The 26,335-nt window shown below is 72.3% G+C and carries 23 protein-coding genes and 1 tRNA gene; 14 read left to right on the forward strand and 10 right to left on the reverse strand.

Annotated elements, in window-relative coordinates; genetic code table 11:
- Positions 1 to 214: 214 nt before the first annotated feature.
- From ABZZ17_RS12370 to ABZZ17_RS12380, 3 genes are all read left to right on the forward strand, one after another.
- The gene (locus ABZZ17_RS12370; protein WP_356874868.1) at positions 215 to 1,165 is read left to right on the forward strand and encodes a hypothetical protein; all 951 of its coding nucleotides are present in this window, start codon (positions 215 to 217) and stop codon (positions 1,163 to 1,165) included.
- Between the two features lie 75 nt (positions 1,166 to 1,240).
- Complete coding sequence (locus ABZZ17_RS12375; protein ID WP_356874870.1) at positions 1,241 to 2,785, forward strand: APC family permease; 1,545 nt, start codon at positions 1,241 to 1,243, stop codon at positions 2,783 to 2,785.
- A gap of 218 nt (positions 2,786 to 3,003) precedes the next feature.
- On the forward strand, positions 3,004 to 4,443 hold the full coding sequence (locus ABZZ17_RS12380; RefSeq protein ID WP_356874872.1) for an amino acid permease: 1,440 nt from the start codon (positions 3,004 to 3,006) through the stop codon (positions 4,441 to 4,443).
- Between the two features lie 135 nt (positions 4,444 to 4,578).
- Here the strand turns inward: ABZZ17_RS12380 and ABZZ17_RS12385 are convergent.
- Positions 4,579 to 4,663, reverse strand: a tRNA-Leu gene (locus ABZZ17_RS12385).
- 168 nt (positions 4,664 to 4,831) lie between these two features.
- On the opposite strand from ABZZ17_RS12385, the gene ABZZ17_RS12390 reads away from it, so the two are divergent.
- The 3 genes from ABZZ17_RS12390 (at position 4,832) to ABZZ17_RS12400 (ending at position 7,595) form a co-directional block, all read left to right on the forward strand.
- Positions 4,832 to 6,157 carry a M20/M25/M40 family metallo-hydrolase gene (locus ABZZ17_RS12390; protein WP_356874874.1) on the forward strand — a complete coding sequence of 442 codons (1,326 nt, stop codon included), beginning with the start codon at positions 4,832 to 4,834 and terminating at the stop codon, positions 6,155 to 6,157.
- Positions 6,158 to 6,312: 155 nt separating this feature from the next.
- The gene (gene chpH, locus ABZZ17_RS12395; RefSeq protein WP_281205873.1) at positions 6,313 to 6,546 is read left to right on the forward strand and encodes a chaplin ChpH; all 234 of its coding nucleotides are present in this window, start codon (positions 6,313 to 6,315) and stop codon (positions 6,544 to 6,546) included.
- 158 nt (positions 6,547 to 6,704) lie between these two features.
- Positions 6,705 to 7,595, forward strand: coding sequence for a chaplin family protein (locus ABZZ17_RS12400; RefSeq protein ID WP_356874877.1), 891 nt, complete (start codon positions 6,705 to 6,707; stop codon positions 7,593 to 7,595).
- A 39-nt stretch (positions 7,596 to 7,634) separates the two neighbouring features.
- On the opposite strand, the gene ABZZ17_RS12405 is transcribed toward ABZZ17_RS12400, so the two are convergent.
- Positions 7,635 to 7,823: a DUF5703 family protein gene (locus ABZZ17_RS12405; RefSeq protein ID WP_356874879.1), complete on the reverse strand. Its 189-nt coding sequence runs from the start codon at positions 7,821 to 7,823 to the stop codon at positions 7,635 to 7,637.
- A 47-nt stretch (positions 7,824 to 7,870) separates the two neighbouring features.
- On the opposite strand from ABZZ17_RS12405, the gene ABZZ17_RS12410 reads away from it, so the two are divergent.
- Complete coding sequence (locus ABZZ17_RS12410) at positions 7,871 to 8,530, forward strand: hypothetical protein (RefSeq protein ID WP_356874881.1); 660 nt, start codon at positions 7,871 to 7,873, stop codon at positions 8,528 to 8,530.
- Between the two features lie 75 nt (positions 8,531 to 8,605).
- Here the strand turns inward: ABZZ17_RS12410 and ABZZ17_RS12415 are convergent, their stop codons facing one another.
- Entirely contained in the window at positions 8,606 to 10,954 is a 2,349-nt protein-coding gene (locus ABZZ17_RS12415; RefSeq protein WP_356874883.1) for a helix-hairpin-helix domain-containing protein, read from the reverse strand.
- Positions 10,951 to 11,934: an aldo/keto reductase gene (locus ABZZ17_RS12420; RefSeq protein ID WP_356874885.1), complete on the reverse strand. Its 984-nt coding sequence runs from the start codon at positions 11,932 to 11,934 to the stop codon at positions 10,951 to 10,953. Before ABZZ17_RS12420 ends, ABZZ17_RS12415 begins: the two co-directional genes overlap by 4 nt.
- Before the next feature lie 108 nt (positions 11,935 to 12,042).
- Between ABZZ17_RS12420 and ABZZ17_RS12425 the strand changes: the two genes are divergently transcribed.
- Positions 12,043 to 13,092, forward strand: a complete 1,050-nt coding sequence (locus tag ABZZ17_RS12425) for an LLM class F420-dependent oxidoreductase (protein ID WP_356874887.1) — start codon at positions 12,043 to 12,045, stop codon at positions 13,090 to 13,092.
- Positions 13,093 to 13,300: 208 nt separating this feature from the next.
- Complete coding sequence (locus tag ABZZ17_RS12430) at positions 13,301 to 14,089, forward strand: ferritin-like domain-containing protein (RefSeq protein ID WP_356874889.1); 789 nt, start codon at positions 13,301 to 13,303, stop codon at positions 14,087 to 14,089.
- 24 nt (positions 14,090 to 14,113) lie between these two features.
- Here ABZZ17_RS12430 and ABZZ17_RS12435 read toward each other — a convergent pair whose 3' ends face one another.
- On the reverse strand, positions 14,114 to 15,106 hold the full coding sequence (locus tag ABZZ17_RS12435) for a magnesium and cobalt transport protein CorA (RefSeq protein ID WP_356874891.1): 993 nt from the start codon (positions 15,104 to 15,106) through the stop codon (positions 14,114 to 14,116).
- Between the two features lie 53 nt (positions 15,107 to 15,159).
- Between ABZZ17_RS12435 and ABZZ17_RS12440 the strand changes: the two genes are divergently transcribed.
- The 4 genes from ABZZ17_RS12440 (at position 15,160) to mshC (ending at position 18,673) form a co-directional block, all read left to right on the forward strand.
- The gene (locus tag ABZZ17_RS12440; protein ID WP_356874893.1) at positions 15,160 to 15,867 is read left to right on the forward strand and encodes a histidine phosphatase family protein; all 708 of its coding nucleotides are present in this window, start codon (positions 15,160 to 15,162) and stop codon (positions 15,865 to 15,867) included.
- A gap of 75 nt (positions 15,868 to 15,942) precedes the next feature.
- Positions 15,943 to 16,533 carry a DUF3090 domain-containing protein gene (locus ABZZ17_RS12445; RefSeq protein WP_356874895.1) on the forward strand — a complete coding sequence of 197 codons (591 nt, stop codon included), beginning with the start codon at positions 15,943 to 15,945 and terminating at the stop codon, positions 16,531 to 16,533.
- Positions 16,534 to 16,538: 5 nt separating this feature from the next.
- Positions 16,539 to 17,333 carry an SCO1664 family protein gene (locus ABZZ17_RS12450; RefSeq protein ID WP_356874932.1) on the forward strand — a complete coding sequence of 265 codons (795 nt, stop codon included), beginning with the start codon at positions 16,539 to 16,541 and terminating at the stop codon, positions 17,331 to 17,333.
- Positions 17,334 to 17,443: 110 nt separating this feature from the next.
- Positions 17,444 to 18,673 (forward strand): cysteine--1-D-myo-inosityl 2-amino-2-deoxy-alpha-D-glucopyranoside ligase, encoded by a 1,230-nt coding sequence (mshC, locus tag ABZZ17_RS12455; protein ID WP_356874897.1) that lies wholly within the window; start codon positions 17,444 to 17,446, stop codon positions 18,671 to 18,673.
- Between the two features lie 89 nt (positions 18,674 to 18,762).
- On the opposite strand, the gene ABZZ17_RS12460 is transcribed toward mshC, so the two are convergent.
- The 5 genes from ABZZ17_RS12460 to ABZZ17_RS12480 form a co-directional block, all read right to left on the reverse strand.
- Positions 18,763 to 19,770 (reverse strand): PAC2 family protein, encoded by a 1,008-nt coding sequence (locus ABZZ17_RS12460; RefSeq protein WP_356874899.1) that lies wholly within the window; start codon positions 19,768 to 19,770, stop codon positions 18,763 to 18,765.
- Positions 19,771 to 19,897: 127 nt separating this feature from the next.
- Positions 19,898 to 21,505 (reverse strand): glycerol-3-phosphate dehydrogenase/oxidase, encoded by a 1,608-nt coding sequence (locus ABZZ17_RS12465; protein WP_356874901.1) that lies wholly within the window; start codon positions 21,503 to 21,505, stop codon positions 19,898 to 19,900.
- Between the two features lie 40 nt (positions 21,506 to 21,545).
- Positions 21,546 to 23,072, reverse strand: a complete 1,527-nt coding sequence (glpK, locus tag ABZZ17_RS12470; RefSeq protein ID WP_356874903.1) for a glycerol kinase GlpK — start codon at positions 23,070 to 23,072, stop codon at positions 21,546 to 21,548.
- Positions 23,073 to 23,151: 79 nt separating this feature from the next.
- Positions 23,152 to 23,934, reverse strand: a complete 783-nt coding sequence (locus ABZZ17_RS12475) for an MIP/aquaporin family protein (protein ID WP_356874905.1) — start codon at positions 23,932 to 23,934, stop codon at positions 23,152 to 23,154.
- 324 nt (positions 23,935 to 24,258) lie between these two features.
- On the reverse strand, positions 24,259 to 25,026 hold the full coding sequence (locus ABZZ17_RS12480) for an IclR family transcriptional regulator (RefSeq protein ID WP_356874907.1): 768 nt from the start codon (positions 25,024 to 25,026) through the stop codon (positions 24,259 to 24,261).
- A 251-nt stretch (positions 25,027 to 25,277) separates the two neighbouring features.
- Between ABZZ17_RS12480 and ABZZ17_RS12485 the strand changes: the two genes are divergently transcribed.
- Positions 25,278 to 26,335 (forward strand): homocysteine S-methyltransferase family protein (locus ABZZ17_RS12485; RefSeq protein ID WP_356874909.1); only part of this gene is annotated, 1,058 nt, incomplete at its 3' end.

The raw sequence follows: 26,335 nt of genomic DNA on the forward strand, positions 1-26,335 counted from the left end.
TTCGGGGCACCCAACTCGGCCATCCGGAACACCAGTTGAAACCCGCCACCCAGTGGACTGGACCTTGACGTGGAGCTGTGCGTACCGCTTAGCTGTGTGTGATCATCCGAGTCCTCACCGGCATGATCCACCCGAACCACCGCACCGTTCGCCCCCCGTACGCGCTCCCGCGTACGTCGTCCACCCGCGCCCGCGCTCTGGAGGGAACCCGCGGATGTCCCCGCCTCCGCCGCCCCTCGGCCGCGCCCGCAAGCGGGACGCACAGCTCTTCGACCCGGCCCTGTGCGACACCGAACTCGTCGACGTACGTTCCCAGTTCACCCAGGGCCGCTGGGCCAGGGCCCGTGCGCTCCTGGCCGGCACCGGCGACGACTGGGACCGCCGCGGCCACCGCGTCGTCGTCCTCGCCGAGACCCCGGCCGCCACCGCCTGGGCCCGCGAATGGCTGCTCGCCGAACCCGACAGCGCCGACGCCGCCACCCTCCTGGCCTGCGCCTCCGTCTTCACGGCCCTGCGCCGCAAGGGCACCCCCGAGGCCGCCGAGGAGGCCTGCCGCCGCGCCGCCCTCCTGCTCCCCGCCGACCCCACCCCCTGGCTGGGCCTGCTCATGCTCTCGGGGGCCTTCGGCGCGGAGGAGGAGTTCAGCCGCCACTTCGACCAGGTGCGGGCCCGCCACCGCGAGCACCACCACGCCCACCACCTGATGGTCGCCCGGCTCGCCGAACGCACCCCCGCCGCCGGCCAGGACCCCCTCCACGAGGTCTACGACTTCGCCGCCTGGGCCGCCGAGGAGTCCCCGGCCGACTCCCCGCTCGCCGTCCTGCCCGTCATCGCCCACGCCGAGCGCTACCGCGTCCTCGCCGCGGCCCAGGGCCGCGCCTCCTGCGAGGCCGCCGCCGAGCACTGGTCCGGCCGCCGCGCCCGCACCGTCCTGCGCTCCGCCTTCGACTGGTGGCTGGAGTGGGAACGCGAGGACCACCCCCGCAACCGGGTCGACCTCAACTTCCTCGCCCACGCCAAGCTGTGCGAGGGCCGCCCCGCCGAGGCCGCCGCCCTCTTCCACCGCATCGGCAGCCACGCCACCCCGGCGCCCTGGTCCTACCCCGACCGGGACCCGCACAAGGCCTTCCTCGCCGCGCGCGGCGTCGCGCTCGGCACCGCCTAACCCCGCCCCGCAGACACCCCCGCAGACATCCCGCAGACACCCCCGAAGTCCGCTCCCCCGAAAGGACGCCCCGCCATGCCGACGGGCAGATCCACCACGCTCAGCGAACCGGCCGAGATCCGCACGTACAAGGGCCAGGACCGCGCCCTGCGCGCCGACCGGCTCGGCACCGCCGGACTGCTGCTCTCCGTACTCGCCGCCAGCGCGCCCCTGATGGTCGTCGCCGGGGTCATGCCCACGATCTTCGGGGTCATGGGCATCGTCGGCCAGCCGCTGCTCTTCGTGATCCTCGGCGTCGTCCTCGCCCTGTTCGGCGTCGGCTACGCCGAGATGAGCCGGCACGTCCACAACGCCGGCGCCTTCTACGCCTACATCGCCCGCGGCCTCGGCCCCACCGCGGGCGCCTCCGCCTCCCTCGTCGCCCTCGTCGCGTACAGCGCCATGCAGGTCGGCGTCTACGGCATCCTCGGCTTCGAGATATCCGGACTCTTCGCGACCTACCTCGACACCGAGGTCGCCTGGTGGATCCCGGCCCTGCTCGCGGTCGCCGCCACCGGCGCCCTCGGCTGGCTGAAGATCGACCTGAACGCCAGGGTCCTCGGCGTCCTGCTCCTCATCGAGTGCGCCCTCGTCGTCGTCTTCGACGTCGCCGCCCTCGGCAAGCCCGGCCCCGAGGGCCTCTCGCTCAGCGCCTTCGACCCCGGCACCCTCTCCGGGGCCGGCCTCGGCACCGCCCTGTGCTTCTGCATCGCCGCCTTCGTCGGCTTCGAGCAGTCCCCGGTGTACGCGGAGGAGACCAGCAAGCCGCACATCGTCGTCTCCCGCGTGATGTTCCTCGCCGTCGGCTTCGTCGCCCTCTTCTTCGCCTTCAGCGCCTGGGCCCTCACCGTCGCCACCGGACCCGGCGAGATCACGAACGCCGCCGCGACGGCCGGCCCCGGCCTGCTCTTCGAACTGACCGAGACCCGCCTCGGCGCCACCTTCACCGACGTCCTCCACGTGCTCTTCGTCACCGGCATGTTCGCGGCGATGCTGAGCTTCCACAACGTCGTCGCCCGCTACGCCTTCGCCATGGGCCGCGAGGGCCTCCTCCCGGCCCGCTTCGGCCGCACCAACCCCGGCACCGGGGCCCCGGCCACCGGCTCGCTCCTCCAGACCGCCATCGCCGCCCTCGTCGTCATCGCCTTCGCGGTCACCGACGACCTCCCGACGGGCGACCCCACCGCCCCCGTCCTGCACCTGTTCACCTGGATGGGCAGCGTCGGCGCCCTCGGCGTGACCGTTCTGATGGCCGCCTCCTCCTTCGCCGTGATCGCCTTCTTCGTCCGCCGGGGCACCGCCGGCGCCCAGGTGTGGCGGCTCGTCGCGGCGGGCCTGGCCGGACTGGCCCTGGTCGGGATCGCCCTCTACACCGTCAAGGACTTCGCCGTCCTGGTCGGCGCCGAGGAGGGCTCCGCGCTGAGCTGGGCCCTGCCCGCGATCATCGCCGCCGCCGCGCTCGGCGGCCTCGTCCACGGCCTGCTCCTGAAGTCCCGCCGCCCCGAGGCCCACGCCCGGATCGGCCTGGGCAACGAGGCCTTCCGCCTCGACCAGGCCGCGGAGTCCACCGCGGGCGACTGAGCCCCCGTCCTCGCATTCGTGCCCCTGCGAAGCCCCCGGAGACCGTTTCCATGGTCGCCGGGGGCTTCCGTGCGCAGGGAGCCGATTTTGGCGGCGGGCGGAGCCTCATGGTCTCCTGGGGCGACAAAACCACCGGATCGCGGCACGGGGGACACCACCCAGCTCCCCCGCGCGGCGGTCCGGCCCTGCCTGTCCCACCCACGAAGGCGAAGTCCCGTATGAGTGACCGCACCTTGACCGAGGCCCCCGCCGAGGCGTCTTCCCGCCACGTCGACGCCGGTGACGAGGGCTACAGCAAGGACCTCAAGTCCCGCCACATCAACATGATCGCGATCGGCGGGGCGATAGGCACCGGCCTGTTCCTCGGCGCCGGCGGCCGCCTCGCCGGGGCGGGCCCCTCGCTCGCCATCGCGTACGCGGTGTGCGGCGTCTTCGCCTTCTTCGTGGTCCGGGCCCTCGGCGAGCTGGTCCTCTACCGCCCCTCCTCGGGCGCCTTCGTCAGCTACGCGCGCGAGTTCATGGGGGAGAAGGGCGCCTACACGGCGGGCTGGCTCTACTTCCTCAACTGGTCCACCACCACCGTGGCGGACATCACGGCCGCCGCGACCTACGCGCACTTCTGGTCGATGTTCACCGACGTCCCCCAGTGGGTGCTCGCCTTCATCGCCCTGGCCGTCGTCCTCACCGCGAACCTGATCTCGGTGAAGTACTTCGGCGAGATGGAGTTCTGGTTCTCCCTGGTCAAGGTCGCCGCTCTGGTGATCTTCCTGCTCGTCGGCATCTACCTCGTCGCCACCAGCCACGACATCGGCGGCAGCACCCCGGGCCTCGCCAACATCACCGACAACGGCGGCATCTTCCCCTCCGGCGTCCTCCCCATGCTCCTGGTCATCCAGGGCGTGGTCTTCGCGTACGCCTCCGTCGAGCTCTGCGGAGTCGCCGCGGGCGAGACCGAGAACCCCGAGAAGATCATGCCGAAGGCGATCAACTCGATCATGTGGCGCGTGGGTGTCTTCTACGTCGGCTCGGTCGTCCTGCTGGCGCTGCTGCTCCCGTACACCTCCTACTCGGGCGACCAGAGCCCCTTCGTCACCGTCTTCGACAAGCTCGGCGTCCCCGGCGCCGCCGGCGTCATGAACCTGGTCGTCCTGACCGCCGCGCTCTCCTCGCTGAACTCCGGCCTGTACTCCACCGGCCGCATCCTGCGCTCGATGGCCATGTCCGGCTCCGCGCCCAAGTTCACCGGCGTCATGAACAAGGGCAAGGTCCCTTACGGCGGGGTCCTCTTCACCGCGGCCTTCGGCATCGCCGGCGTCGGCCTGAACTACCTGATGCCCGAGGACGCCTTCGAGATCGTCCTGAACTTCGCCTCGCTCGGCATCCTGGGCACCTGGGCGATGGTCATGCTCTGCTCGCTCCACTTCTGGCGCCGGGCGAAGCAGGGCACCCTGGAGCGGCCCTCCTACCGGCTGCCCTGGGCCCCGTACACCCAGATCGTGACGCTCGTCTTCCTGCTCACGGTCCTCGTCCTGATGTGGTGCGACGGCGGCGTCGGCCGCACCACGGTCCTGTTCGTCCCGGTCATCGGCGCCGCCCTGGTCGGCGGCTGGTTCCTGGTCCGCGGCCGGGTGGCCGAGATCGCGGCCTCCCGCCGCTGACCGGCCCGCGCACGCGAAGGGGCCCCCGGGCCGGGATCCGCTCCCGGCCCGGGGGCCCCTTGCCGTTCTCCCGCGGCGTTCCCCGCACACCGGAAACGAAGAAGGACCCCGCCGGAGCGGGGTCCTTCTCTCTTGTGTCCGAGGGGGGACTTGAACCCCCACGCCCGATAAAGGGCACTAGCACCTCAAGCTAGCGCGTCTGCCATTCCGCCACCCGGACAAGGTGTCTGTCTCGCGTCCCTCGCGGGCCGTTCCGACGTGGAAAACATTACCAAACATTCCGGGGTCCTCGATCACACCCCCCGGTGACCGGGGAGCGCCCTTGGGCGCAGCGCCCCGGAGAGCGAGGATGGGGAGGTAGCCGGTACTGATCAGTGGGAGGAACAGCGTGAGCGAATCGGGCGCGGGCAAGACCGTCTCCGGCCAGGACGAGGTCGTCGACCTCTGCCGGGACCTCATCCGGATCGACACCAGCAACTACGGGGACCACTCGGGCCCGGGCGAACGCAAGGCGGCCGAGTGGATCGCGGAGCAGCTGGCCGAGGTGGGTCTGGAACCGCAGATCTTCGAGTCCCACAAGGGGCGCGCCTCGACCGTGGCCCGGATCGAGGGGGAGGACCCCTCGCGGCCGGCCCTGCTGATCCACGGGCACACGGACGTGGTCCCGGCCAACGCCGCCGACTGGACCTACGACCCCTTCTCGGGCGAGATCGCCGACGGGTGCGTGTGGGGCCGCGGCGCGGTCGACATGAAGGACATGGACGCGATGACGCTGGCCGTCGTGCGCGACCGCATGCGCAGCGGGCGCAAGCCCCCGCGGGACATCGTGCTCGCCTTCCTCGCCGACGAGGAGGCGGGCGGCGTCTACGGTGCCCGCCACCTCGTCGACAAGCACCCCGGTCTCTTCGAGGGCGTCACCGAGGCGATCGGCGAGGTCGGCGGCTTCTCCTTCACCGTGAACGAGAACCTGCGGCTCTACCTCGTGGAGACCGCGCAGAAGGGCATGCACTGGATGCGGCTCACGGTGGAGGGCACCGCGGGCCACGGTTCGATGACCAACAACGACAACGCCATCACGGAGCTCTGCGAGGCCGTGGGCCGCCTCGGCCGCCACCAGTGGCCGGTGCGCGTCACCAAGACCGTACGGTCGTTCCTGGACGAACTCTCGGACGCGCTCGGAACCCCGCTCGACCCCGACAACATGGACGCGACCCTCGCCAAGCTCGGCGGCATCGCCAAGATGGTCGGCGCGACCCTGCGGAACTCGGCCGCACCGACGATGCTCGGCGCCGGCTACAAGGTCAACGTCATCCCCGGCCAGGCCACGGCCCACGTCGACGGCCGTTTCCTGCCGGGCTACGAGGACGAGTTCTTCGCCGACCTCGACCGGATCCTCGGCCCGCGGGTGAAGTACGAGGACGTGCACGCCGACAAGGCGCTGGAGACGGACTTCGACGGGAAGCTCGTCGACGCCATGCAGGGCGCCCTGAAGGCGGAGGACCCGATCGCGCGGGCCGTGCCGTACATGCTGTCCGGCGGAACGGACGCGAAGTCCTTCGACGACCTCGGCATCCGCTGCTTCGGCTTCGCGCCGCTCCAGCTGCCGCCCGAGCTGGACTTCGCCGGGATGTTCCACGGCGTGGACGAGCGGGTGCCGGTCGACGGCCTCAAGTTCGGCGTGCGCGTCCTCGACCGGTTCATCGACAACGCGTGACCGGCGGACAACTCCTAACGCCGGGGAATCGGGAAGGTGTGCGGATTCCACTGAGAAGAGTGAATGCGCTCATACGCTCGTAGCCCCGGTGAGAACTCCTCGTTACAGGTGGTGCGGTCCGCGGCTGGGACCGCACTTGCCTACTAGGAGGAACAATGCTCAAGAAGGTTGTCGCCGCTGCGGCTGCCACCGGTGGTCTGGTTCTCGCGGGTGCGGGCCTGGCTGTCGCCGACGCGGGTGCCCAGGGTGCGGCCATCGGCTCCCCCGGTGTCCTGTCCGGCAACGTCGTCCAGGTTCCGGTCCACGTGCCCGTGAACGTCTGCGGCAACACGATCTCCGTGATCGGCCTGCTGAACCCGGCCTTCGGCAACACCTGCGTCAACGCCTGACGCGTCTGAAGACCCGGCCCCGGAGCGCGTACCAGCGCTCCGGGGCCTCCGGGCTTTCGGGCCCGGATTCTCATTTTTCCGGCGTACCAGGCGGGGGAGCCTGGACGGCCAGGCCGTCGAGCGACGGCCGGAACGTACACACCAGGGGACGAGTACAGATGCGACGACCGGTTCAGGTCACGAGGAAGACGCTGATCACCATGGCGGCCGCGGGGGGTGTTCTCGCACTGGCCGGCGGTCACGCGCAGGCGGACTCCGGAGCGTCCGGCCGCGCCGCGAACTCCCCGGGCCTCCTGTCCGGGAACAACGTGCAGGCGCCGGTGGAGGCGCCGGTGAACGTCTGCGGCAACACGGTCAACGTGGTCGCCCTGCTGAACCCGGCCTTCGGGAACGGCTGCGCCAACGACAAGGGCGGACCGCAGCACCCGGGCCACCCCGGGGGCGGCCACGAGGAACCCTGCGACGACCACCCGAACCACCCCGGCAACCCGGGCACCCCGGGCGGGCACAACCCCGGAACTCCGGGCGGGCACAACCCGGGCACCCCGGGTGGCCACAACCCCGGAACTCCGGGCGGGCACAACCCCGGAACTCCGGGTGGGCACAACCCGGGCACTCCGGGTGGGCACAACCCGGGCACTCCGGGTGGGCACAACCCGGGCACTCCGGGTGGGCACAACCCGGGCACTCCGGGTGGCCACAACCCGGGCACTCCGGGTGGCCACAACCCGGGCACTCCGGGTGGTCACAACCCGGGCACCCCCGGTGGGCACAACCCCGGCGGTCAGACTCCGGGTACCCCGGGCAGTCAGACCCCCGGCAACCCCGGCGGTCAGACGCCCGGCGGGAACACCCCCGGTGCGCCGGGGGCCTCCACCGGGCCCGGCGCGGGGTCCGTCACCCCCGCCGCGCACCCCGGCCAGGAGACCCCGCGGGCAGGGCTCGCCGCCACCGGCGCGGGTGACGCCCTCACGGCGGGAGTGCCGCTCGCGGGCGGCCTGCTGCTCGCCGGAGCGGTGCTCTACCGGCGCGCCCGCAACGCCGCCTGACGGCCGCTCACGACGCGGGCCCCGCACCCGGGGCCCGCGTCACCAGGTCGCGCGGACCTGACGGATGATCCGGCGGCGCAACCGCACGCGGCGGCTGCCGTCCCGGTGCAGCGTCAGGCGGTCCAGTTCCCAGTGGCCGTACTCGGCATGGTCGGTCAGCAGTCGGGTCGCCTCCTTGCGGGGGGTCCCGCGAGGCACGTACACGTCGACGAATTCGTATTCCGGCATCGCATCTATTGTGCGGGCAGAGGCCTGCTACGGATAGCGTCTGCACTATGTCTGATGCCGCTCTGCCCACTGTTGCCGAGGTACGCGCCGCCGCCGAGGCGGTCAAGGCCGCTCTCGACCGCCACCTCGCCGCGGTCGAGAGCAGGATCGGGGACGAGGATCCGGCCGTCTACGCCGCCTTCAACGAACTCGCCGCCGCCGCCGAGGAATACGACGAACTCCTCTACGACCGCTACGACGAGGTCACCCCGTTCGAGATTCCCACCCCCGAGGACGGAGTCCCGTACACCGGGCCGGCGGAACCGGCCGCCTTCAGCGTGTTCATCCGCCGCGACTACGCCGTCGTCGAACCGGCCCGGCTGGTCGCCCAGGCGGAACGCGTCGCCGCGCACGACCGGGAGGCCGACCTCGACGACGCCGGCACGGCCGGTGCGCTCGGCGTCCTCTTCGGGGAGTACGAACCCGACGAGATCGCCTCCCGCTACAAGGAGTTCGGGCTGGAGGAGGGCGACTCCACCCTCTGGATCGCGGCACTGGAGGAGGTCGCCGAACCGGGCGACTGGCTCGACGCGCCCTTCGGCCAGACCGATCCGCAGGACGTGCTGCACCGCTTCGACGTGAGCTCCGTCTTCGACGAGGAGCCCGAGGAGTTCGACGACGAGGCGGACGACGAGGAGGCGGCGGCGCCCGGGCTCACCCCGGCCTGACCCACCCCGGACCCGTACGCCGACGCCCCCGCCCGGCACCGGGCGGGGGCGTCGGCGCGCCCGGGCGCGGTCCCGCTACGACTGGTCGGCGTCCTGGGCGGCCGTCAGGGCCCCCAGGAGGCCCGTCAGGCGGGTCGTGCGCGGCTTCGGCAGGACCTGCGCCACCGCGTGCGGCAGCGCCTGGTCGACGCCGTGGACGACGGACAGGTGCCGTTCGGCCCGCCCGAACGCCGTGTACACCCAGTCCCGGGACAGTGCCTGTGCCGCGTCCCCCGGAAGGACGACGACCACCGCCGGCCAGCGCGCTCCGACGGCCTGGTGCGCCGTCACCGCCCAGCCGTGCCGCACCTGGGACTCCACCCGCTCCTGCGGTACGACGATCCGGGCTCCGGAAAGTTCCAGGTGCAGCCCCTCCGCGTCGGCCGACACCACCCGGCCCGGCAGCGCCCGCCCGGGGGACGGTACGTGGACCACCCGGTCGCCGGGGTCGAAGCCGCCGAACCGGCCGGGGCCGGGGTTCAGCCGCTCCTTGAGGGCCGCGTTCAGCGCCCGGGTGCCCGCCGAGCCGCCGTGGCCCGGGGTGATGACCTGTACGGCGTCGGCCGGGATCCCGAAGGCGCGCGGCACCGACTCGGCCACCAGCTGCACGGTGCGGTGCACCGCCTCCCCGGCGTCCTGCACCGGGACGATGACGACCTCCTTGCCCGGCGCGCGGACCTGGTTCAGCTCCCCGATCCCGATGCCCGACACCAGCTCGCCCACCGGCCCCGGGTCCGGCGTCCGGGACACGACCTGCGGCCAGGCGCGGGCCGCCAGCACGTCGGCGAACACCCGCCCGGGACCGGCCGAGCCGAGCACCCCGGGGTCACCGGACAGCACCAGCCGGGCCCCGTCCGGTACGGACTCCACCAGCGCGGCGGCCGTCTCCACGTCCAGCTGCGGCGCGTCCAGCACCACCAGGAGGTCCAGCGCGAACCGCCCGTCGGCGTCCCGGCCGGGCCCCTCCGCCCCCGACAGCAGCCCGGCCGGGGTGACGCGGTCCCCGCCCGGCGCGTGCGCCACGAGGACGGCCCGCAGGCCCAGCTTCCGGGCGGCCGCCAGCAGGGCCAGCGGTTCGGCGCGCGCGGCCTCGCCGCCGGTGTGGGTCACCAGGCCGTGGCCGGCGACGGCCCGGATCAGGTCGGCGCCGGTTCCGGTGGCGAACTCCGTCCAGTCCGCCGGGGCGGCGAAGGTGGCGGCCAGCCGGGCCAGGCCGTCGGCGAGGCTCTCCTCGGCCAGGGCGTACTCCTCCAGCCCGACGAGGACCCGTACGGGCCGCTCCGCCTCCCCGGCGCCTTCGTCGGCGGCGTCCGCGGCGACGGTCGGCGCGGGCCCGTCCAGCGGTTCGTGGAACACCAGCACCGCGCCCTCTCCGATGGCGTGTTCGAGGGCCCCGGCCGCATCCGGTACCCCGTACTGCGCCAGGGCCTTCTCCAGCAGCGGAGCCTCCAGCGCGGTGTGCCCCTTCAGCGCGGCCTGGTCCAGCAGCCAGCCCACCAGGGCGGCCCCGCGCCGCTCGTCGGCGGGGCCGGCCGCGGGGCCCAGCAGGGCCTGCGCGAAGCCGTCCGCCTGGGCGGGGCGCACCCCGGCGACCGCCAGCAGCCGCCAGGGGTCCTCGGTGAGCTGTGCGGCGGCGCCCTCGCCGAGGGCCCGGGCGGCCTGCCCGGCCAGGGTCTCGGGGGCGCCGCCGCGGGCCAGTACGGCCCGTACGGCCTCGATCTCGGAGGCGGCGGGCGCCGGGGCGGTCACGGCGGGCCGGGGCGGCTGCGGGGGAGCGGGCGCGGCCTTGCGCGGGGCGGCCGGGGCCTCGTCGAAGTACACGGGGGCCGGTGCGGCACCGCTCTCCACGGCCCGGACGGCGGCCAGCAGGTCGGCGGCCTTCCCGCTCAGCTTCCCGCCCGCGTCGACCGGGGCGTCCCGCTCGGCCTTGCGCCGGGCGATCCGCTCGCGCTCGACCTTCTGCGCGGCCAGCTCGGCCTGTGCCTCGGTGAGCGCGGGCGCCGCCGGGGTGCCCGCGGCGGCGTCCCCGTCGGTCCCGGCCGGAGCGTCCCCGCCGGCGGGGGCGTCCTCGTCCGCCCCGGCCGGTGCGTCGGCCCCGGTGGCCGCCTCTGCGCCGGCTGCGGCGTCCTCGTCCGGTCCGTCGGCCGGGTCACCCGAAGGGGAAGCCTCCGCGTCAGCGGGAACGTCCTCCTCCGGTGCGGTGTCCTCAGGTGCGGCGTCCTCAGGCGTGGTGTCCTCCGGGGCGGTCTCCTCCGGCGCCTCCGGGGCGGGTTCCGGCGCGTGCTCCGGCGCAACGGGGTCCGCGGGTGCGGCCCCGGCGACCCCGGCCCCTTCCTCCGCGGCAGCGGGCGCGGCGGCGGCGGTGGTCTCGGGGTCGGTACTCACAGCGTGCTCCAGTTCTGATCGGGGTAGCGGTGCACCGGGACGGAAACGTCGTCCAGCGCACGGCAGATCTCCTCGGGAAGACTAAGGGCCTCCACCGACAGCGCCGCGCCCAGCTGCGCCGACGTCCGCGCGCCGACGATGGGGGCGACCACCCCCGGCCGGTCCCGCACCCACGCCAGCGCCACGTGCAGCGGTGTCACCCCCAGCCCCTGGGCGGCGGTGACCACCGCGTCCACGATCCGCCCCGCCGCCTCGTCGAGGTACGGGTCCACGAAGGCGGCCAACGACTCCGAAGCGCCCCGCGAGTCGGCGGGCGTGCCGTCGCGGTACTTGCCCGTGAGCACCCCGCGCCCCAGCGGGGAGGAGGGCAGCAGGCCCACGCCCAGGTCCAGCGCGGCGGGCAGCACCTCCCGTTCCACGCCCCGCTGGAGGAGCGAGTACTCCATCTGCGTCGAGGCGAGCCGGGTCCGCACGCCCGGGACGGCCAGCTGCCAGGTCGCCGCCTTCGCCAGCTGCCAGCCGCTGAAGTTGGACACCCCGGCGTACCGCGCCCGCCCGCTGCTGACCGCGAGGTCCAGCGTTTGCAGGGTCTCCTCCAGCGGGGTCAGCGGATCGAAGGCGTGCACCTGCCAGAGGTCCACGTAGTCGGTGCCCAGCCGGTCCAGGGAGTCGTCGAGGGCGGTCAGCAGGTGCCCGCGCGAGCCGTTGAACCGCCGGTCGGGATCGGGGACGCTGCCCGCCTTGGTCGCGATGACCAGGTCACGGCGCGGCACGAGCCCGGCGACCAGCTGCCCGAGGAGGTACTCGGCCTCGCCGCCGCCGTACACGTCGGCCGTGTCGACGAGCGTGCCCCCCGCCTCCCAGAACGTCTTCAACTGCTCGGCGGCGGCTTCCTCGCCGGTGTCGCGGCCCCAGGTCAGGGTGCCGAGGCCGATCCGGGAGACGCGCAGTCCGGTGCGGCCGAGATGCCTCTGCTCCATGAGCGCTGAGACTACTGGGGCGCTGACGCCGGGCACCTTGGCGCGCTACAGTCCCCGCAGACCCACGTTACTGATCGGTAAACCGGCTTCACCGTAAGGGGACGACACATGCGGCTCGGCATCAATCTCGGCTACTGGGGTGCGGGCATGGACGCCGACAACCTCGCCGTCGCCCAGGAGGCCGACCGGCTCGGCTACGACGTCTGCTGGGCAGCCGAGGCCTACGGCTCCGACGCGGCCACCGTGCTGGCCTGGGTCGCCGCCCAGACGGAGCGGATCGACGTCGGCTCGGCCATCTTCCAGATCCCGGCCCGCCAGCCCGCGATGACGGCCATGACCGCCGCCACCCTGGACTCGCTGACCAAGGGCCGCTTCCGGCTCGGCCTCGGGGTCTCGGGACCCCAGGTCTCCGAGGGCTGGTACGGCGTGAAGTTCGACAAGCCCCTCGCCCGGACCCGCGAGTACGTGGAGATCGTCCGCAAGGCGATGACCCGCGAGCGGCTGTCCTATGACGGCGCCCACTGGACCCTCCCGCTCCCCGACGGCCCGGGCAAGCCCCTCAAGCTGACCGTCCACCCGGAGCGCGAGCACATCCCGCTCTACATCGCCGCCATCGGGCCGAAGAACCTGGAGCAGACCGGCGAGATCGCCGACGGCGCCCTGCTGATCTTCCCGGCCGCCGAGCACCTGGAGGAGACGGCCCTGCGCCACATCCGCGCGGGCCGCGAGAAGGCCGGTCTGACCATGGACGGCTTCGACGTCTGCCCGACCGTGCCGCTGGCCCTCGGCGAGGACGTCAACGCCCTGGCCGACATGTTCCGCCCCTACACCGCCCTGTACGTCGGCGGCATGGGCAGCCCGAAGCAGAACTTCTACAACCAGCTCGCCCAGCGCATGGGCTATGAGAAGGAAGCCGCCGAGATCCAGACCAAGTACCTGGGCGGCGACAAGACCGGCGCGGCCGCGGCCGTCCCGCACTCGCTGATCGACTCGACGACCCTGCTGGGCTCCGTGGAGCGGATCGCGGACGGCATGCGCGCCTACGCGGACGCCGGGGTCACCACCCTCACGCTGGCCCCCGCGGGATTCACCCTGGACGAGCGGGTCGCCGCCCTGCGCGCCGGCACCGAGGCCCTGGAGCGGGCCGGCCTGGCCTGACGCGGACGGCGCCGCCGAGGGGCGGGGGAGAGGTCTGCGGCCGTGGTGGGGGCTCGGGGGGTCTTCCCCGCCACGGCCGACACAGCCAACAACGCCCCGCCCGGCCCCCGGGTTACGCCCTCACGGCGGGCAGCGGATTTCGTTCATTCGGCCGAGTCGCGGGCCCCCCTCGGTTGCCCGCCCGGTCGATCCGCATTTGACTCGTTCCATGCTCTCTGCCCGCAGCCTGTTCCAGGAGATCGTCGACAACGACGACTCCTTCCAGCTGTTCTGCTCCATCGCCGCCAGCGGGGAGTCCCAGGGCGGCTGGGAGAACGCCCGGATCGCCGCCCTCGTCCCCGACGCGATGCGCGACCTGGCACCCAAGATCACCCGGCACGGCGCCGACGAGGACAAGCACGGCCGGATCTTCCAGGCCCTGCTGCGCAAGCGCGGCCTCCGGCCCGTACCCGTACCGCCCGAGACCGACTACACGATGCTGCTGGAACGCCGCGGCATCGGTCTCGCCCACGACAAGCTGCGCCGCGACCGGCCGCTGACCGAGGAGGACATCGTCGTCTACCTCGCGCACAGCCGGGTCACCGAGCAGCGCGCGGCGGACCAGATGGTCATGCTCGTCCGGTACTTCGGCGACCACCCCGAGGTCGGCAAGGCCGTCCGCATGATCAGCAACGACGAGGACAACCACCTCGCCTACTGCCACGAGGAGCTGCTGCGCCTCGCCCGCGCGGGACACGGCCGGACCATCCACCGGATCCTGCGCGAGAGCGCCCTCGCCGAGATCTCCGTCTACCGGGACGTCAGCCTCGCCGTCATGGACCACATGGGACGGCTCCTGGGCTGGCCCGCGCCCAAGGCCGCCGCCCTCGCCGCCGGCATCCGCGCAATGTACGCGTACGAACGGTTCAGCGGCTGGCACCGGATGATCCGCCTGACCCCGCCCGAACGGGCCGACGCCCTCGGCGGGGCTCCCGTGCCCGCACCCGGGTTCGCCTGACCCGGCCGCCGCCGCGGCTCCGGCTCACAGCCAGCCGCGGCGCTTGAACATCCGGTGCAGGCCCAGGCACGCACCGGCCATGACCACCACCACCCCCGGATAGCCCCAGGCGTGCCCGAGCTCCGGCATGTGGTCGAAGTTCATCCCGTAGATCCCGGCGACCATCGTCGGGACGGCCGCCATCGCCGCCCAGGCGGAGATCTTGCGCATGTCGTCGTTCTGCCGGACGCCCATCTGCGCCAGGTGCGCGGCCAGCGCGTCCGACAGCAGCCGGTCCAGGCCCTCCACGTACTCGTTCGCCTTCGTCAGGTGGTCGGCCACGTCCCGGAAGAACGGCTGGGCGTGCTCGTGCACGAACGGCACCTGCCCGAAGGCCAGCCGGTCCATCGGCTGGAGCAGCGGACTCGTCGCCCGGCGGAACTCCAGCACCTGCCGCTTGGCGGCGTAGATCCGGGCCGCCGTGTTCTTCGAGTCCGGGGCGTTCGGCGCGAACACCTCCGCCTCCAGCTCCTCCAGGTCCCCCTGGAGCTCGGCGGCCACCTCGATGTAGTGGTCCACCACCGCGTCGGACACCGCGTACAGCACCGCAGTCGGACCGTGCCGCAGCACGTCCGGATCCTGCTCCAGCCGGTGCCGTACGGCCGTCAGCGCGGCCCCTTCGCCGTGCCGGACCGTCACCACGAACGAGTCGCCGATGAACACCATCAGCTCACCCGTCGTCACCGTGTCCGCGGCCTCGTCGTAGCGCACCGGCTTCAGGACGACGAACAGCGAATCGTCGTACACCTCCAGCTTCGGACGCTGGTGCGCCGTCAGCGCGTCCTCCACCGCCAGCGGGTGCAGCCCGAACTCCCGGCTCACGTGCTCGAACTCCGGCTCCGTCGGCTCGTGCATGCCGATCCAGACGAAGGCGTCACCCCGGGCCCGCGCCTCGTCCAGGGCGTCCGAGAAGTCGGCGGGCGCCTCGGAGCGGCGCCCGTTCCGGTACATCGCGCAGTCGACAATCACGGTCGGCATTCTGCCCGGCCCGCGCCCGGTCCGCCGACCGCGCTCACCCCTACGCTGTACCCATGGCCACGTTGATCCTCGTACGGCACGGGCGTTCCACCGCCAACACCGCGGGCTTGCTCGCCGGATGGACTCCGGGAGTGGGCCTCGACGAACACGGAGCCGGGCAGGCCGCCGCGCTGCCCGGCCGGCTCGCCGGGGTACCGCTGGCCGCAGCCGTCAGCAGCCCCCTCCAGCGCTGCCAGGAGACCCTGGCCCCGCTGCTCGCCGCCCGGCCCGGACTGCCCCTGCACACCGACGAGCGGATCGGCGAGTGCCACTACGGCGACTGGTCGGGCCGCAAGCTCTCCGAACTCGCCGGAGAACCGCTGATGAAGATCGTCCAGCAGCACCCGTCCGCCGCCGCATTCCCCGGCGGCGAGTCCATGCGCGCCATGCAGAGCCGCGCCGTGGACGCCGTACGGGAGTGGAACACCCGGATCGAGGAGGAGCACGGCGGCGACGCCGTGTTCCTGATGTGCTCGCACGGCGACATCATCAAGTCCCTCGTCGCCGACGCGCTCGGCATGCACCTCGACCTCTTCCAGCGGATCCACGTCGACCCCTGCTCGGTCACCGCCGTCCGCTACACCCCCACCCGGCCGTTCCTGCTGCGCCTCGGCGACACCGGCGACCTCGCCCCGCTGATCCCGCGCCCGGCCCCGGCCGCCGAGGGCGAGTCCGAAGGCGACGGGAACGCCGTCGTGGGGGGCGGCGCGGGCGCGGCGTGATCGAACGGCGCAGTAGGGTGGCAGGGCCGACACGCGTGCGCGGTCCCGCCCACGCCTGAGACTTGGAGACTGGACGTGCCCCGTCAGGTGTTCCTTTACGACCCGCCGGACCGCTTCGTGGCCGGCACGGTCGGTCTGCCTGGGCGCCGTACGTTCTTCCTGCAGGCCTCCGCGGGCACCCGCGTCACCAGCGTCTCCCTGGAGAAGACCCAGGTGGCGGCGCTGGCCGAGCGGATGGACGAGCTGCTGGACGAGGTCGTACGGCGCACCGGCGGCAACGCCCCCGTCCCCGCGGTCGCCTCCACCGAGGCCGCCGACACCGCGCCGCTCGACGTACCCGTCGAGGAGGAGTTCCGCGTCGGCACCATGGCGCTCGCCTGGGACGGCGAGGAACAGCGGATGATCGTCGAGGCCCAGGCGCTCGTCGAGCTCGAAGCGGGCACCGACGAGGACCTCGCCGAGGCGGAGGAACGCCTCCTCCAGGACGAGGAGAACGGTCCGCCCATGCTGCGCGTGCGCCTCTCCGGCGCCCAGGCCCGGGCCTTCGCCAAGCGGGCCCTGGACGTGGTCAACGCGGGGCGCCCGCCGTGCCCGCTGTGCAGCCTCCCGCTCGACCCCGAGGGACACGTGTGTCCGCGCCAGAACGGCTACCGGCGCCAGGCGTGAGCGCCGTGACCCCGATCGAGGAGCTGCTCACCGAGGGCGAGCTCACCGTCCGAGGACGGATCGCCGAGGCCTCCAACGCCGTCCTGCTCTGCACGGTGGCCCACGGCGGCCGCAGCGCCGACTGCGTCTACAAACCCGTCAAGGGCGAGCGCCCGCTCTGGGACTTCCCCGACGGGAACCTCGCCCGCCGCGAACGCGCTGCCTACCTGGTGTCCGAGGCCACCGGATGGGGCCTCGTCCCCGCCACCGTCCTGCGCGACGGACCGTACGGCGAGGGCATGGTCCAGCACTGGATCGACTCCGGCGAGACCCCCGAGGCGGAACTCCTCGCACTCGTCGAGGGCGAGGAGGCGGGGGAGGGCTGGAAGGCCGTCGCCCTCGCCGAGGTCGGAGAGGGCCGCACCGCCCTCCTCGTCCACGCCGACGACCCGCGGCTGCGCCGCCTCGCCGTACTCGACGCCGTGATCAACAACGGCGACCGCAAGGGCGGCCACCTGCTGCCCGCCCCCGACGGCCGGCTCTACGGCATCGACCACGGCGTGACCTTCCACGCGGACGACAAGCTGCGCACCCTGCTCTGGGGCTGGGCGGGGGAGCCCCTCACCGAGGAGGCGCGCGAGGTGCTCGGCTCCCTGGAGTCCCAGCTGGCCGAGGGGGAGCCGCTCGCCACCCGGCTGGCCGAACTGATCACCCCCGTGGAGCTGGACGCCGTACGGGCCCGCGTGGCCGCTCTGCTGCGCACCGGGACCCATCCCGAGCCGTCCGGACAGTGGCCTGCGATCCCCTGGCCCCCGGTCTGACCAGGCACGGCCCGGGACGCACAGAACCGGCCAGATGGCAAGAGCACCGATCAGGCCAACAGTGCTGCTCCGGTTCGTTTCCGGAACACTCGTCCGGTTAGTCTCGAGGCATGCATGCCTGGCCCGCTTCTGAGGTCCCCGCCCTGCCCGGCAAGGGCCGCGACCTCCAGATCCACGACACCGCGACCCAGGGGACGATCACCCTCGCCCCCGGTCCCGTCGCCCGTATCTACGTCTGCGGGATCACTCCCTACGACGCGACCCACATCGGTCACGCGGCGACCTACAACGCGTTCGACCTCGTCCAGCGCGTGTGGCTCGACAACAAGCGGCAGGTCCACTACGTCCAGAACGTCACGGACGTGGACGATCCGCTCCTGGAGCGGGCGCTGCGCGACGGACACGACTGGACCGAGCTCGCCGAGCGCGAGACCGCCCTGTTCCGCGAGGACATGACCGCCCTGCGGATGCTGCCCCCGCGCCACTACATCGGAGCGGTCGAGGCCATACCCGGCATCGTGCCGCTGGTCGAGCGGCTCCGCGACGCCGGCGCCGCGTACGAGCTCGAAGGCGACGTCTACTTCTCGGTGGAGTCCGACCCGCACTTCGGCGGGGTCTCGAACCTCGACGCCCACGCGATGCGGCTGCTGTCCGCGGAGCGCGGCGGCGACCCGGACCGTCCGGGGAAGAAGAACCCGCTCGACCCGATGCTGTGGATGGCCGCCCGCGAGGGCGAGCCGAGCTGGGACGGCGGCTCGCTGGGCCGCGGCCGGCCCGGCTGGCACATCGAGTGCGTCGCCATCGCCCTGGAGCACCTGGGCATGGGCTTCGACATCCAGGGCGGCGGCTCCGACCTGGCGTTCCCGCACCACGAGATGGGTGCCTCGCACGCCCACGCGCTGACGGGCGAGTTCCCGATGGCCAAGGCGTACGTCCACGCGGGCATGGTCGCGCTGCACGGCGAGAAGATGTCGAAGTCGAGGGGCAACCTGGTCTTCGTCTCGACGCTGCGCCGCTCCGGGGTCGACCCGGCCGCGATCCGCCTCGCCCTGCTGTCGCACCACTACCGGGCCGACTGGGAGTGGACGGACGCGGTCCTCGCCGAGGCGGTGGCCCGCCTGGAGCGCTGGCGGGCGGCCGTGTCCCGGCCGGACGGCCTCGCCGCCGACGCCCTGGTCGAGGAGGTCCGCGAGGCGCTGGCGAACGACCTGGACGCGCCCGCCGCGCTGGCGGCCGTCGACCGCTGGGTCGAGCGGCAGCTCGCCGAGGGCGGCGAGGACGAGTCCGCCCCCGGCCTGGTCTCCCGCACGGTGGACGCCCTGCTCGGCGTGGCCCTCTAGGCAGGCCGCAGCCCATACGCCGGCGGGGCCGGATCCACCCTTCAGGTGGATCCGGCCCCGCCGGCGTTCGCGTACCCGCACACCGGCCGCTACGCCTCCGGCGGTGCCTCGTCCTCCTCCGGAGGGGCCGCGGCGGGCGGCTGCGGATCCTCCCCGGACGGGTCCGGCTTGCGCTTGGGCGGACGCGTCAGGCCGCTGGAGGTGTCCCGCAGGTAGGACCCGTCGCCCGGGCCCGCCTCCGGGCCCGGACCGGCGGACGGGTCACGCCGGCGCAGGTACCGCTCGAACTCCCGGGCGATCGCGTCGCCGGAGGCCTCCGGCAGGTCCGCCGTGTCCCGCGCCTCCTCCAGCGTCTGGACGTACTCCGCGACCTCGCTGTCCTCGGCGGCCAGCTGGTCCACCCCGAGCTGCCAGGCCCGCGCGTCCTCGGGCAGCTCGCCCAGCGGGATCCGGATGTCGATCAGGTCCTCCAGCCGGTTGAGCAGCGCGAGGGTGGCCTTCGGATTGGGCGGCTGGGACACGTAGTGCGGCACCGCCGCCCACAGGGACACCGCCGGGACGCCCGCGTGCGTACAGGCCTCCTGGAGCACGCCCACGATCCCGGTCGGCCCCTCGTACTTCGTCTCCTCCAGGTCCATCGTCCGCGCCAGGTCGGCGTCCGAGGTCACCCCGCTGACGGGCACGGGCCGCGTGTGGGGGGTGTCCCCGAGCAGCGCCCCCAGGATGACCACCATCTCCACGCCGAGCTCGTGCGCGAAGCCCAGCAGCTCGTTGCAGAACGAGCGCCAGCGCATGGACGGTTCGATGCCCCGCACCAGCACCAGGTCACGCGGTTTGGCACCGCCGATCCGGACCACCGACAGCCGCGTCGTGGGCCAGGTGATCTTCCTGACCCCGTTGTCCAGCCACACCGTCGGCCGGTTGACCTGGAAGTCGTAATAGTCCTCGGCGTCCAGAGCCGCGAAGACCTCGCCCTTCCACTCCCGGTCCAGGTGCGCCACCGCACCGGAGGCGGCGTCACCCGCGTCGTTCCAGCCCTCGAACGCGGCCACCATGACCGGGTCGATCAGCTCGGGCACGCCCTCAAGCTCGATCACCCAGGTCTCCTTCCGAAGTTCCCTTGCGTACGTGGGTCAGCCTAAGCCTTGATGAGGCACCGGCCACAGCCCACGACAGAGGGGCGGTTCCCCTCGGAACCGCCCCTCTTCCCCACCTGCGTGACAGCTATGCCTTGTGGCCCAGCATCTCCTCGACCCGGGCGCGCACGGCGGCGTCGTCCAGGCCGCGGACCGTCACCGTCGTGCGCCGGCGCAGCACGTCGTCGACCGTCTCGGCCCACTCGTTGTCACGGGCGTACGCGACCTGCGCCCAGATCTCCGGCCCGTCCGGGTGGATCCGCTCGGCCAGGGCCGGGTCCTCGTTCGCGATCCGCGCGATGTCGAAGGCCAGCGAGCCGTAGTGCGAGGCCAGGTGGCGGGCCGTCAGCGGGTCCATCCGCGTACCGGGCTCACGGTCCACCAGCAGCCGGTGCGCGACCGCGTTCGGGTTGGCGACACCGGGCAGCGGCACGCGCCGTACGAGCGACTTCACCGGCTCCATGTCCTCGGTCAGCGGGCTGCCCGGGAGCTTGGCCAGCTTGTCCATGACCACACGGCCGATGTGACGGTACGTCGTCCACTTGCCGCCGGCCACCGACAGCATGCCGCCGGAGCCCTCGGAGACCACCGTCTCGCGCTTGGCCTTCTCGACACCGCCCGGGCCGCCGGGCAGCACGCGCAGGCCCGCGAAGGCGTACGTCATCAGGGAGCGGTCGAGGTCCGCGTCGTTCACGGAGAACGCCGCCTCGTCGAGGATCTGCTGGATGTCGGACTCGGTGGCGCGCACGTCCGCCGGGTCGCCCTCGTAGACCTCGTCGGTCGTACCGAGGAGGAGCTGGTCCTCCCACGGGAGGGCGAAGGTGATGCGGTACTTGTCGATCGGGGTGGCCATGGCGGCCTTCCACGGCGACTTGCGCTTCATGACGATGTGCGCGCCCTTGGAGAGGCGGATCGACGGCATCGAGTGCTTGTCTTCCATGCGCCGCAGGTGGTCCACCCACGGGCCGGTGGCGTTGAGCACGACGCGTGCGTCGACCCCGAACTCGGTTCCGTCGAGGCGGTCCTTGAGCTCGGCGCCGCTGACCCGGCCGCGCGTCGTGCGCAGACCGGTGACCTCGGCGTGGTTGAGGACGACCGCGCCCGACTCGACGGCCGCGCGGACCGTCATGACGGCGACGCGGGAGTCGTTCATCTGGTGGTCGTAGTAGACCGCGACGGCCTTCAGGTTGTCCGTCTTGAGGCCGGGGTTGTCGGCGACGGCGCGGGCCGGCGAGATGACCTTGCCGATCCCGTCGCCGAAGGCCGAGAGCGCCGAGTACGCGAAGACGCCCGCGCCCAGCTTCGCCGCGCCGACCGGCCCGCCCTTGTACACGGGCAGGTAGAAGGTGAGCGGGTTGACCAGGTGCGGGGCCACGTCCTTGGCCAGCACCCGGCGCTCGTGGTGGTTCTCGGCGACCAGCTTGACCGCGCCGGTCTGCAGGTAGCGCAGACCGCCGTGGACGAGCTTGGAGGAGGCCGAGGAGGTGGCGCCGGCGAAGTCGCCGGCGTCCACCATGGCAACCCGCAGACCCGACTGCGCGGCGTGCCAGGCCACGGAGGTGCCCAGGATGCCACCGCCGATGACGAGCAGGTCGTACGTGGCCTTCGCCAGCTGCTCACGGGTTTCGGCGCGGCTCGGGTTCGAACCGGCGGTCGGGTGCGTGCCCAGTGCGGTCACGCTCTGCGGGATGCTCATATCTCTCTTAGCTCCTCGTCGATTGACTCAGCTGGTGCGGTCAGCTGGCGTCTTCGTCGTCGACCCAGCCCATGGACCGCTCCACGGCCTTGAGCCAGCTCTTGTACTCGCGGTCCCGCTGCTCGGCGGGCATCCGCGGGGTCCACTCGGCCGCGCGGCGCCAGTTGGCGCGCAGGGCGTCGGTGTCGGGCCAGAAGCCGACGGCCAGGCCGGCGGCGTAGGCGGCGCCGAGGCAGGTGGTCTCGGCGACCATCGGGCGCACCACGGGGGCGTCCAGGAAGTCCGAGAGCGTCTGCATCAGCAGGTTGTTGGAGGTCATGCCGCCGTCGACCTTGAGGGCGGCCAGCTCGACGCCGGAGTCCTTGGTCATGGCGTCGGTGATCTCGCGGGTCTGCCAGGCGGTGGCCTCCAGGACGGCACGGGCGATGTGCGCCTTGGTGACGTACCGGGTCAGGCCGGCGATCACACCGCGGGCATCGGAGCGCCAGTACGGGGCGAAGAGACCGGAGAAGGCGGGCACGAAGTAGGCGCCGCCGTTGTCCTCCACGGAGGAGGCCAGGGTCTCGATCTCCGCGGCGGACTTGATCAGGCCCATCTGGTCGCGCATCCACTGGACGAGCGAGCCGGTGACGGCGATGGAGCCTTCCAGCGCGTAGACCGGCTTCTGGTCGCCGATCTGGTAGCCCACGGTGGTCAGCAGGCCGCTGTAGGAGTTGATGATCTTGTCGCCGGTGTTCATCAGCATGAACGTGCCGGTGCCGTACGTGGACTTCGCCTCGCCCTCGGCGAAACAGGTCTGGCCGAAGAGGGCGGCCTGCTGGTCACCGAGCGCCGAGGCGACGGGGACACCGGCGAGGACGCCGTCCTTGACGTGACCGTAGACCTCGGCGGAGGACTTGATCTCCGGGAGGACGTTGAGCGGGACGCCCATGGACTCGGCGATCTTCTCGTCCCAGGCCAGGGTGTGCAGGTTCATCAGCATGGTGCGCGAGGCGTTGGTGACGTCGGTGACGTGCACGCCGCCCTGGGCGCCGCCCGTGAGGTTCCAGATGACCCAGGAGTCCATGGTGCCGAAGAGGATGTCGCCGGCCTCGGCGCGCTCGCGCAGGCCCTCGACGTTGTCGAGCAGCCAGCGGACCTTCGGGCCGGCGAAGTAGCTCGCCAGCGGCAGGCCGGTCTCGCGGCGGAAGCGGTCCTGGCCGACGTTGCGGCCGAGTTCCTTGCACAGGCCGTCGGTGCGGGTGTCCTGCCAGACCAGCGCGTTGTGGACCGGCTCGCCGGTGTTCTTGTCCCACAGGAGGGTGGTCTCGCGCTGGTTGGTGATGCCGACGGCCTTGACGTCGGCGGCGGTGATCTCCGCCTTGGCGATGGCTCCGGCGACGACCTCCTGGACGTTGGTCCAGATCTCGGTGGCGTCGTGCTCGACCCAGCCCGGCTTCGGGAAGATCTGCTCGTGCTCCTTCTGGTCGACGGCGACGATGCGGCCGTCGCGGTCGAAGACGATGCAGCGGGAGGAGGTGGTGCCCTGGTCGATCGCGGCGATGAAGGGGCCGGTGCTGCTGGTCATGATGGCTGCTCCTGGCAGGTCTGGTGAGTTGGCGGAATCAGGAGTGCGGTGCGGATCTTACGAGCGCTGCAGATGCTGATCAGGCGAACGCGATGTTGTACAGACCGCCGGCGAGAACGGCGCCGACGAGCGGGCCGACGACCGGGATCCAGGAGTACCCCCAGTCCGAGCCGCCCTTGTTGGGCAGCGGGAGCAGGGCGTGCACGATGCGCGGACCGAGGTCGCGGACCGGGTTGATGGCGTAGCCGGTAGGACCGCCCAGCGAGAGGCCGATGCCGACGACGACGAAGGACGTGATGAGGACACCGATCACACCGAGTCCCTTGCCGTCGTCCTGGAGGCCCTGGGTCAGGATGGCCAGGACCAGGACGGCGGTGCCGATGATCTCGGTCGCGAGGTTCTGCACGACGTTACGGATCTCGGGGCCCGTGGAGAAGACGCCGAGCACGGGGCCGGCCTGGTCGTGCGGGTGCGGGTCCTCGGGGCCGAGCTTGGCGTCGCGGATGTGCTCCGGGTCGGACAGGTGCGCGAGGAACTGGCCGTAGTACGTGACCCACATCAGTACGGCACCGATCATGGCGCCGAGCAGCTGGCCCGCGAGGTACACCGGGACGTCGCCCCACTCGCCGGTCTTGACGGCTATGCCGAAGGTGACCGCGGGGTTGAGGTGGGCCCCGGAGAGCGGAGCGGAGACGTAGGCGGCGATCAGTACGGCGAAACCCCAGCCGAAGGTGATCGCGAGCCAGCCCGCGTTGCGGGCCTTGGAGCTCTTGAGCGTGACGGCGGCGCAGACGCCACCACCGAGCAGTGTGAGCAGGGCGGTACCGATGGTCTCGCCGATGAAGATGTCGGAGCTGGACACCCGCGACTCCTTTGTCTTACGTCCAGGGGTGGGCGGACACCGGGTCCCTCCGGTGGTCCACGCACTCGGTGAGTGCTGCACCGGTCCTTGGCCTCGCCATAGCCTAACGCGTATTGCCGGTAGGTGTTCGACAATGCCGACCGATGAACGGCAGTTTTCCGCCTAGGTGAAGAACGCGTCAAGGGCTGGCCAGGTCAAAGAACCGGATCGTTACCCCACGGTACGATCGCCCAAATCAGGCCAATGAACGATCAGAAAATGACAAAACCCACCCAAAGGACGCGCGAAGCGCCCTTCAGGTGGGCCGAATGAATCAGGTCAAGCTCAGAACCGGCCCGCGCCGAGATCGCGGGAAACCGACCGTGCGCAGTCCCGGACCGAGGCCACGAGGGACGCGCGGGGCTCCCCGCCCTCCCCGCAGACCCGCTCCACGGCCCCCGCCACGGCCACCGCGCCCACGGGCATCCGGCGCCGGTCGTGGATCGGCGCCGCCACCGACGCGATGCCCTCCCAGGTCTCCTCCACGTCCGCGGCCCAGCCGCGGGCCCTCGTCAGGGCCAGGACCTCCTCGAAGCCCGCCGCGTCGGTGACCGTACGGGGCGTGAAGGCCTCCCGCTCCACCTCCACCACCTGGGTGTGCGCGACCGGGTCGTAGGCCGACAGGACCTTGCCCAGGGCCGTGGAGTGCAGCGGCTGCATCGCCCCCACCTCCAGCACCTGACGGCTGTCGTCGGGCCGGAACACGTGGTGCATGATCAGCACCCCGCTCTTGTGCAGCACCCCCACGTACACGCTCTCGCCGCTCGCCCGGGCCAGGTCGTCCGTCCAGACCAGGGCGCGGGCGCGCAGCTCGTGCACGTCCAGGTAGCTGTTGCCCAGGCGCAGCAGCTCCGCGCCCAGCTGGTACCGCCCGGAGGCCGGGTCCTGCTCGACGAAGCCCTCGGCCTGCAGGGTGCGCAGGATCCCGTGCGCCGTCCCCTTGGCCAGGCCCAGGGACGACGCCACGTCCGACAGTCCCAGCCGGCGCTCCCCGCCCGCCAGGAGCCGCAGCATCGCAGCGGCTCGTTCGAGCGACTGGATGTTCCGTGCCATCGCGCAGCCTCCTGCTGACGTAGTTCGACAATGCTGAACACTATCGGTCGATGCCGACCTTGTGCATGGTTGGGCGTTTCCCGGAGCCGTGCACACCCTCACATCCCCCGTGTGGACTCCCGCGCACAGAATGCAGTCCGCCACGTGGGACGCCCTCACCGGGGCAGGTGCCGCGCGGTTACCCTGACCGCGTGCACCCTTGACATAGAGGGTGCAAAGCCGACAGCCGTCGCAGCCCAGGGAGCACAACCATGGCCTCGTTGCCGAACCCGCCCGCAGACACCCAGACCCGGGCCGATGCCCTCCGAGAGGCGCTCGCCACCCGCGTGGTCGTCGCCGACGGAGCCATGGGGACGATGCTCCAGGAGCAGGACCCGACGATGGAGGACTTCCAGCAGCTGGAGGGCTGCAACGAGGTCCTGAACGTCACCCGGCCGGACATCGTCCGTTCGGTCCACGAGGCCTACTTCTCCGTCGGCGTCGACTGCGTCGAGACCAACACCTTCGGCGCGAACTACGCCGCCCTCGCCGAGTACGACATCCCCGAACGCAACTTCGAGCTGTCGGAGTCCGGCGCCCGGATCGCCCGCGAGGTCGCCGACGAGTACACCGCCTCCACCGGACAGCAGCGCTGGGTCCTCGGCTCCATGGGCCCCGGCACCAAGCTGCCCACCCTCGGCCACATCACCTACGCCCAGATCCGCGACGCCTACCAGATCAACGCCGAGGGCCTGATCTCCGGCGGCGCCGACGCGCTGCTCGTCGAGACCACCCAGGACCTCCTCCAGACCAAGTCCTCCATCATCGGCGCCCGCCGCGCCATGGAGGCCCTCGGCGTCACCGTGCCGCTGATCTGCTCGGTCACCGTCGAGACCACGGGCACCATGCTGCTCGGTTCGGAGATCGGTGCGGCGCTGACGGCGTTGGAGCCGCTCGGCATCGACATGATCGGCCTGAACTGCGCGACCGGTCCGGCCGAGATGAGCGAGCACCTGCGTTACCTGGCGCGCAATGCCCGGATCCCGTTGTCGTGCATGCCGAACGCGGGTCTGCCGGTGCTGGGCAAGAACGGTGCGCACTATCCGTTGTCGGCTTCGGAGCTGGCGGATGCGCAGGAGACGTTCGTGCGGGAGTACGGGCTGTCCCTGGTCGGTGGCTGCTGTGGGACGACGCCGGAGCATCTGCGGCAGGTGGTGGAGCGGGTGCGGGGCACCGCGGTCACGCAGCGGTCTCCGCGGCCGGAGCCGGGTGCGGCTTCGCTGTATCAGACGGTGCCGTTCCGGCAGGACACCTCGTACATGGCGATCGG

Source organism: Streptomyces sp. NPDC006512, assembly GCF_040611935.1.
In the GTDB taxonomy this organism is placed as follows: Bacteria; Actinomycetota; Actinomycetes; order Streptomycetales; family Streptomycetaceae; genus Streptomyces.